Below are 7,461 nucleotides of genomic sequence, written 5' to 3'. Positions count from 1 at the left end.
TTGAGCTTATTATTGACTAGAGTCATGCTCCCGGTTAGAAAAAGCAAGAGAGCCTGAGCTATGCTTTGAATATTCTCCCGCCTGCGATTGGCATGGACAACACCACAGCAAAACCTGACCCGGATGCCGAAGCCCCCATTGGTGCCCCTGACCTGATCATTCGCCCCGCCCAACTGGGGGATCTGGAGGCTGTGGAAGAGATTTTGGCGCAAGCCTTTGATGAAGAGTACAGCAGCCGCTCGGTGGATATTCGTCGCCAAGTGCGGCGGTTGCGCCAGTGGTATGGGCCCCTGAAAACCCTGACCCTGTTTCCCAATCGCTTCCAGCACATGTTTACAGTGCATGTGGCGGAGCTGAAGGGCAAGATTCAGGGGGTGATTCAGGTTTCTCCCTTCAACCATTCCCGCAGCACCTGGCGGGTCGATCATATCGCAGTGGCGCCCTCTGCCCAGCGACAGGGGGTGGGATCCCGGCTGCTCAAGCACTGCATGGAGCACTTTCGGGAAGCTCGCACCTGGATCCTGGAGGTGAACATCCACAACAAGGGGGCAATGGCGCTCTACCGGCGCAACGGCTTCCAACCCTTGGCTCAGATCACCTACTGGTCGATTCCAGCCGATATTCTGGCAGCTCTCAGCCAGCACGAGCCCAAATTGCCCAACCTGGTGCCGGTGACCAACCGGGATGCCTATGCCATCTACCAACTGGATACGGGATCCATGCCGGCCACTGTGCGCCAGGTGTACGACCGCGAGGTGAACGATTTTCGCACCAACCCACTGGATTGGCTTTTGGAGCAGGCCAAATGCGCCATTAGCCAGACGGAACGGGTGGAAGTGTGTGTTTACGAGCCCGAACGCAAAACCGCCATCGGCTACTTCAACTTGAAGTTGGATCGCACCGGGCAGCAACCTCATGTGGCCAAGCTCACGGTTCACCCCGCCTACACTTGGCTTTACCCCGAACTCATGGCCAAGATGGCCCAGCTTACTCAGGCTCATCCGCCGCAATCTCTGGCCTTGGCCTCCACCGATTACCAGCCGGAACGGGAGGAGTTCTTGCTGAAGCTGGGAGCCCAGGATGTAGAGCGGACGTTGCTGATGTCGCGTTCGGTGTGGCACAAAATCCGCGAAAGCCGCTTCTTTAGCTGGGATAGCGCCTATCTCAACGCGGTGTTGCGGGGATTGCAGGTGAAGCAGCCGGTGCCGGAGCGGTTTGAGGGGCCACCGGAAGGCTGGCTGGAGCACCACTTTCATCCCATCAGCCCAACTGAGCCGGATCCCAGCTCTGGTCGCATCAGCGGTGCGGAGTCCTCACCAAGGCACTCCAGAGACTCCCAATCTGAGGCTTCTCCACCCCCTAGCTAAGGGAGAGAGAGCCCCAATCCTGGCTTGCTTGCACCTTGCGAAAAACGGATGAAAGACCCGAAGGGCAATTCTACTGCGGATCCCTCTTGGCGGGCGCTGATTCAGGCGGCACTGCACCGTAACCGTAGCGATCCCGGTGTGCGGTATTTGCAATTGGCCACGGTGGATCCCCAGGGGCATCCGCGCAACCGCACGGTCGTTTTCCGGGGGTTTTTGGGCGATACCGACCGCATTCAATTGGCGGTGGATAGTCGCAGCGAGAAGATCCGACAAATTGCCCACTGCTCCCAGGCTCAGATCTGCTGGTATTTCTGCAAAACCCGCGAGCAATTCCGCATTGCCGGCACCCTTGAGGCCATCGCCGCCGATCATCCGGATCCCCAGGCCCAGCGCCAGCGGCAGCAGTTGTGGCAACAAATATCGGAAAAAGGACGGCTCCTCTGGTTTTGGCCGGAACCCAAAGGGCCGCTCGCCCCGCCAGAGGCTTTTATTCAAGAGTTGCCGAAAGAGAAAGATCCGCTGCCCCCGCAGACTTTTGTGGCATTACTGCTGGAGCCAACAGAGGTGGATCACTTGCAGCTTAAGGGGGATCAGATCTATCCCCAATTGCGGACGGTGTACGAGCGCACTTCCGAAGGGTGGCAGCGTCGGGCTGTGAATCCCTAAAAGGGATCCAAACTTGCTTAGCTTGGTCTGGAGTGGGGGATCCCTTATTCCTTGTTCCTCCAAAGCACAGGGAATAGAGGAATGGACGTGTTAACGTAGCTGAACGATCGTGTTCTGCACGGTGGGGGCGTTATCCTCTGATGGAACTCTGTACGCGTATGGCTGGTCTATCAGGGGTAGGGCAGCAGTTGATGCCTTTTGTCTAACTCGACACGTATCACTTTGGCTTGCAGTGGTCTCGATGTGCGTCTTGATCTGGTCATTTTCTGCCTACATTGCTCGGGCTGTCGCCTCTCTTTTCGCTGGTGGGCCATCCATGAACAGGGCCTTGAGGGGCAAGGGATCCCTAGTGTTGTCTGCCGCTCTGGTTGGGGTAGGGGTTCTCGTGCAGGGATTGAGGGCACAGACTCTGGAGAAACCGACGCTGAAAGCCTTGGAGGATTCCGTTGAGGGGAATGTTATCCCTGTTCTGCACTCAGAACCTGCCTTGCCCCCCCAGGCTGTCCCCACCTTCGCCCGCACAGGACCCTTTCGGGTCGGCAATCGCACGCCCCATCCGGTTCGGCTGGTGATCTTGATGCGCAGCGGCGAACGGATGATCAATCCAGAGACAGCCCACTGGGATTTTGCACCTGGAGAAGGGGGCAGCGAAGGATTGCTGCTGAGCTTGGGAGAAGAACCGCTGCAAATCGGCCCCGGAGACATTGTGGTGGCTTTCGCCTTGGATGGAACCCGCCGCTATTGGGGGCCAAATGTGGTGGGAGAGTCTCTGGCCCCGTTTTGGGATGGGGAGAGCGGCTCCTGGTCGATGATCTTGCAGCCTTAGGGTGCTCCGCGCGCAGCTTGGACATTTGCAGCGGTCACCTCAAACTCCTCTGGGGCAACTTCTCCATTCCTTACTCTTCTGGGCCAAAGGGGGAGGATCCAAGCAACAGAACATTTTGAGAACAGTCTCCAAACCATAGTCATTTCAAGCTAGATTGAGACACTCCCCAAGCGCTCTGTGCCGCTGCCGCGACCAACCCCAGCTCTTCTCCCAGAGAGAGAGGGAAGTTAGGGAACAATGCAACAGAAATGTTTCATTCCTGTTTAATAATGACTACACAAGTGGCTGCGCAGTTTATAGCTCTGTAGGGTGTTGGCCAGCAGCATCGTTACCGTCATCGGCCCTACGCCTCCCGGTACGGGCGTGATGGCAGCGGCCAACTCTTTGACCGCTTCATAGTCCACATCTCCCACCAATTGCTCGGCTCCGGTGGGGGTCTCGATGCGGTTGATGCCAACGTCGATGACCACCGCGCCGGGTTTCACCATGTCTGCCCTCAATAGGCGGGGGCGGCCCACGGCCATCACCACAATGTCGGCGGCGCGGGTCACTTCTGCCAAGTCGGGGGTGCGGGAGTGGGCTAGGGTGACCGTCGCATCGGCGGCCAACAACATCAAGCTCAAGGGCTTGCCCACCAAGATGCTGCGACCGACCACCACTGCCTTTCGGCCTGCAATCGGGATCCCTTCTGCCTGCAACAGGCGCATCACGCCCAAAGGGGTACAACTGCGCAAGCCGGGTTCGCCGCGCAACAGCCGGCCCAGGTTGAGGGGATGGAGTCCATCCACATCTTTGTCGGGATTGATGGCCAGAAGGGGGGGGATGGGATCCCAGCCGGGGGGCAGGGGCAGTTGGACGAGGATGCCATCCACCCGCTCGTCCTGATTGAGTTGGTCGATGGTGTCGAGCAAATGGGCAGGGGAGTCTTGGGCGGAAAAATGTCGGCCAAAAGAAGCAATGCCCAACCGCTCACAGGCCCGCTCTTTGCCACGCACGTAAGCCGCACTGGCGGGATCCTCTCCAACCCGCAGCACTGCCAATCCCGGTGGTCGCCCCACCTGGGGTATCCAAGCTTGCACTTGGGCGGCCATCTCCGCTTGCAAGCGGGCGGCTAAGGCTTTGCCATCGAGGATCTTTGCGGGCATGGGGGCGCAAGGATAAAGACAACCATCCAACGACCATCCATAGTGAAGCAGAATGGCGACAGCAGTGCAGGGGGAATGATCAGGTGGGATCCCTATGATTCGGGCAGGTCTTCTTCCTCTTGGCCCAATTGCTCGATGATGATCTCCACCTGCTGCCGCTTTTGCTCCAGGAAGTCCGCGCAGGTTTTCAGGGTTCGGGCGGCCTGTTGAAAGCGCTCCACCACTTCCGCCAGATCCAGTTCCCCCGATTCAATCTGGGCAATCAAAGTTTCCACCTCGGCAATGGCTGCTTCATAGCGCCACGGCTCCTCACGTTTGCGGCGGCTCATGGCTCTCCTCTACTCGTACCCATAGGCTTCCCGAGGCCAGTTGTATCATCAGGCGGGTTTGGGGAGGCAGGCGATGGGTGCGGATCAGGGATCCCTCTTCATCTCGCACCAAGGCATAGCCCCGTTTCAGAATGGCTTCGGGATCGAGCGCTTGGAGGCGATCTTGCAGGGCCTGTTGGTGCTGTTGGCGTTGCTGGAAGCGATGGCGCACGGCTTGGAGCAGGCGATGTTGGTGTTGGGTCAAGCGATCCTGAGCCTGTTGCAACAGCCGCTCTGGATGCACGTAAGCCAGGTGGTGTTGGGCCTGCTGCAAACGCTGCTGGGCCCTTTCCAAAGCTTGGCGAGTGCGTTCGATCAACTTCTGGCGCAACTGGGATCCCTGACGCTGCAATTCCCCCAGATCCGGCACGATCCGCTCGGCAGCTGCCGTTGGGGTATGGGCGGCGTAGTCGGCAGCGTAGTCCGCCAGGGTTTCATCCCGCTGGTGGCCAATCCCGGTGACCACCGGGATCCGACATTCGGCAATGGCTCGCACCACCCGCTCATCGTTAAAACAGGCCAAATCTTCGCTGGCTCCACCGCCCCGCGCCAAAAGAAGCACTTCCGCCCGCCCATCCTGTTCCACCCGGCGAATGGCCCGCACAATTGATTCCGGGGCCGCCTCCCCTTGCACTTGAGCTGGGGAGAACAGCACCCGTAGCCCGGGGTAGCGCTGGTTGAGGGTGCGCCGAATATCTCCCCAGCCGGCAGCGTGGGGGGAACTAACGACGGCAATGCACTGGGGATGAACAGGCAGAGGTCGTTGATTATCGAACAAGCCCTCAGCACTGAGGCGGGCCTTGAGCTGTTGAAATCGCAACGCCAACAGCCCTTCCCCGGCAGGCAGCAATTGCCAGATGACGAGGCGATAATGGCTGCCGCCGCTATAGATGCCAAGTTGCCCAAGGGCAAGCACCTGTTGCCCCACTTCCGGCCAGAAACTGAGCCGGGAAGTTTGGCCCTGCCAGACCACCCCCTTGAGAACGTCGCCGGTTTCCGGATCGACTAGGGTCAAGAACAGGTGGCCATTGCGGTTGCGCTGGCAACTGGAGACTTCCCCGCTCACCCACAGCCTGGCCAAGTAGGGATCCCCGGCCAGCAGCGATTTCAAATAACGGGACACTCCCCCCACCGAGAGCAGGGGAGCTTCATCCGTGAGCAAAAACTCCATCCCACTGCTGCGGGCGGCTAAAGTCACTTCTGAAGGGACAGGATCGCGCATCCAGGGTTCTCGAATAGCGATGGGACTTGTCGGGATCCCATCTAGAATAGGCGACAACCGGGCGAGAGAGGAGGTGAGCTGGCGGGTGACCTTCGCCCAGTGGCTGGGGCTAGGGGCGCTGTTGGGCCTGCTAGTTCTGCTTTGGCAGATCCGGCAGATCCTGCTGTTGGTGTTCGCGGCCATTGTGTTGGCAGTAGCATTGGATACCTTGGCCCAGATCCCACAGCGCTACGGCTTTCGGCGTGGCCCCTCGATTGTCGTGACCAGTTTGACAGTTCTGGTGGGCGCGGTCCTAGTGGGGTTGATCGTAGTGCCCCCCCTGGCAGAGCAGTTGCGGCGGCTGTTTACCGATGGGGTGCCCGCCGGGATCGTTCAGGCCCAGCGACTGTTCGAGAGCTTGATCCTCTCTTTGCCGACGGATATTGAGCTGCCGACGCTGCGGGAATTGGCCAATAGCTTGGTGCCCCAGGCCACCGAGTTGGTGCGACAGGTGCGCGACTTTTTCTCCCAGTCCTTCACTGCCTTTTTCGGCACCCTGCTCAACCTGTTGTTTGTGATCATCCTCACCATTTTGTTGTTGGCGGATCCCCAAGCCTACAGTCGCGCTTTTGTCTCGGTTTTCCCGGCCTTTTACCGTCCCCGCATTCGCTACATCCTCAAGCGCTGTGAGCTGGCGCTGCGGGGCTGGCTGATGGGGATCCTGTTTACCAGCACCTTGGTGATGCTGCTGAGTGGGATCGGGCTGTGGATTTTGGGGGTGCCCCTGATCTTGGCCAATGCGGTGCTGGCGGGATTGTTCAACTTCATCCCCAACATCGGCCCAACCCTGAGCGTGGTGGCCCCCATGCTGGTAGCCCTCACGGATGCCCCTTGGAAGTCCTTGGCGGTGCTGGGACTGTATATCCTGATCCAGCAGTTGGAAAGCAGCGTCTTCACCCCGATCGTCATGTCCCGACAGGTGTCGCTCCTGCCCGCCCTAACCCTAGTAGCCCAAATTACTTCAGCCTTTTTCTTTGGGGTGCTGGGCCTGTTCCTGGCCGTGCCCTTGGCGGCGATCCTGCAGGTGTGGATTCAGGAGGTGCTGATTCGGGATGTCCTGGATCCCTGGCAGGGATCCCGATTGCGGCCCTTGCTCAGGTTGGAAAGTGGAGAGAATGGGATCCAGAGCTCCACCCAGGCGGAAAACCAGGATCCCATTCCGCGACCGCAATCGGTGCGAGAAGGTTGAGGGGGCAATGCTCCTGGCTTGGCTCAACCCCATCAGCTTAGCCACACGACCGGCCCTTCCATTGGGCAGGAATCGACGTTCTCCCCACGGCTAGAGCCGGGGGATTCTTTCCCGTCGCTCCACGCTCCTCGCGCTTGACCGGTGTGAGAACGCGACAACTGGCAACTGCGCACCCAGGCAGAGGGGCATTGGGAGAACAGTGAGACCTACGGCCCGCTGTGCGAAGGGCATTCTGTCAACCAAGGATTCTGTCCCGCTATCGCTCACCTGGCAAGGTTGGACTGTGGAGTCCCGGCGGGAAAAGCCGCAACCCCTGCTGTCGCACCCGCCGCTCCTGGAAGGGAATGGGGGTCACGCGCGGCAAAGGCGTAGCCACAGGCTGGGGAGTTGAAGTGGGCACAGCTTGCGGAGAGGGCTCTGGGCTGGGCTCAGGCGTAAGCTCAGGTTCGGGAGTGGCTACTACGGGCGGTGGCGTTGGAACAGCCGGGATCCCCTCTGGTGTCGGACGGGGGCGGCCCAGTTGAAAGCGCGGCTGGCGACGAGGTGCAAGCGTGGGCGTCGCCTCTGGCGTTGGAGTCGGAGTGGGTGTGGGTGTGGGCGTCGGGCTGGGTGTTGGCGTCGGAGTAGGAGTTGGCGTTG

7 protein-coding genes and 1 pseudogene are annotated in these 7,461 nt (G+C 59.8%); 4 read left to right on the top strand and 4 right to left on the bottom strand.

All coding sequences use genetic code 11. The features are described 5' to 3' along the window. The first annotated feature begins 92 nt into the window (after positions 1 to 92). From NW856_RS06875 to NW856_RS06865, 3 genes are all read left to right on the top strand, one after another. A complete protein-coding gene (locus NW856_RS06875; protein WP_414399612.1) occupies positions 93 to 1,367 on the top strand; it encodes a GNAT family N-acetyltransferase in 1,275 nt (424 codons plus the stop codon). A 48-nt stretch (positions 1,368 to 1,415) separates the two neighbouring features. After that, the gene (locus tag NW856_RS06870; protein WP_414399611.1) at positions 1,416 to 2,033 is read left to right on the top strand and encodes an Npun_F5749 family FMN-dependent PPOX-type flavoprotein; all 618 of its coding nucleotides are present in this window, start codon (positions 1,416 to 1,418) and stop codon (positions 2,031 to 2,033) included. A gap of 316 nt (positions 2,034 to 2,349) precedes the next feature. Continuing rightward, complete coding sequence (locus tag NW856_RS06865) at positions 2,350 to 2,859, top strand: hypothetical protein (protein ID WP_414399610.1); 510 nt, start codon at positions 2,350 to 2,352, stop codon at positions 2,857 to 2,859. A 263-nt stretch (positions 2,860 to 3,122) separates the two neighbouring features. Here NW856_RS06865 and folD read toward each other — a convergent pair whose 3' ends face one another. The 3 genes from folD to xseA all read right to left on the bottom strand — a co-directional run bounded on the left by folD (position 3,123) and on the right by xseA (position 5,594). Further along, positions 3,123 to 4,004: a bifunctional methylenetetrahydrofolate dehydrogenase/methenyltetrahydrofolate cyclohydrolase FolD gene (gene folD / locus NW856_RS06860; RefSeq protein WP_011431762.1), complete on the bottom strand. Its 882-nt coding sequence runs from the start codon at positions 4,002 to 4,004 to the stop codon at positions 3,123 to 3,125. Positions 4,005 to 4,096: 92 nt separating this feature from the next. Then, positions 4,097 to 4,333, bottom strand: a complete 237-nt coding sequence (gene xseB, locus NW856_RS06855; protein WP_414331652.1) for an exodeoxyribonuclease VII small subunit — start codon at positions 4,331 to 4,333, stop codon at positions 4,097 to 4,099. Next, entirely contained in the window at positions 4,314 to 5,594 is a 1,281-nt protein-coding gene (gene xseA, locus NW856_RS06850; protein ID WP_414399609.1) for an exodeoxyribonuclease VII large subunit, read from the bottom strand. Before xseA ends, xseB begins: the two co-directional genes overlap by 20 nt. Positions 5,595 to 5,667: 73 nt before the next feature. On the opposite strand from xseA, the gene NW856_RS06845 reads away from it, so the two are divergent. Further along, a complete protein-coding gene (locus tag NW856_RS06845) occupies positions 5,668 to 6,822 on the top strand; it encodes an AI-2E family transporter (protein WP_414399608.1) in 1,155 nt (384 codons plus the stop codon). Positions 6,823 to 7,078: 256 nt separating this feature from the next. Here NW856_RS06845 and NW856_RS06840 read toward each other — a convergent pair. Then, positions 7,079 to 7,461 (bottom strand): annotated as a pseudogene (locus NW856_RS06840) (hypothetical protein); the annotation flags it as partial.

Source organism: Synechococcus sp. R3-13 (genome assembly GCF_047462195.1).
Taxonomy (GTDB): domain Bacteria; phylum Cyanobacteriota; class Cyanobacteriia; order Thermostichales; family Thermostichaceae; genus Thermostichus.
The sequence above is the reverse complement of the archived record's forward strand: the minus strand, read 5'-3'. Positions and strand labels throughout refer to the sequence as shown.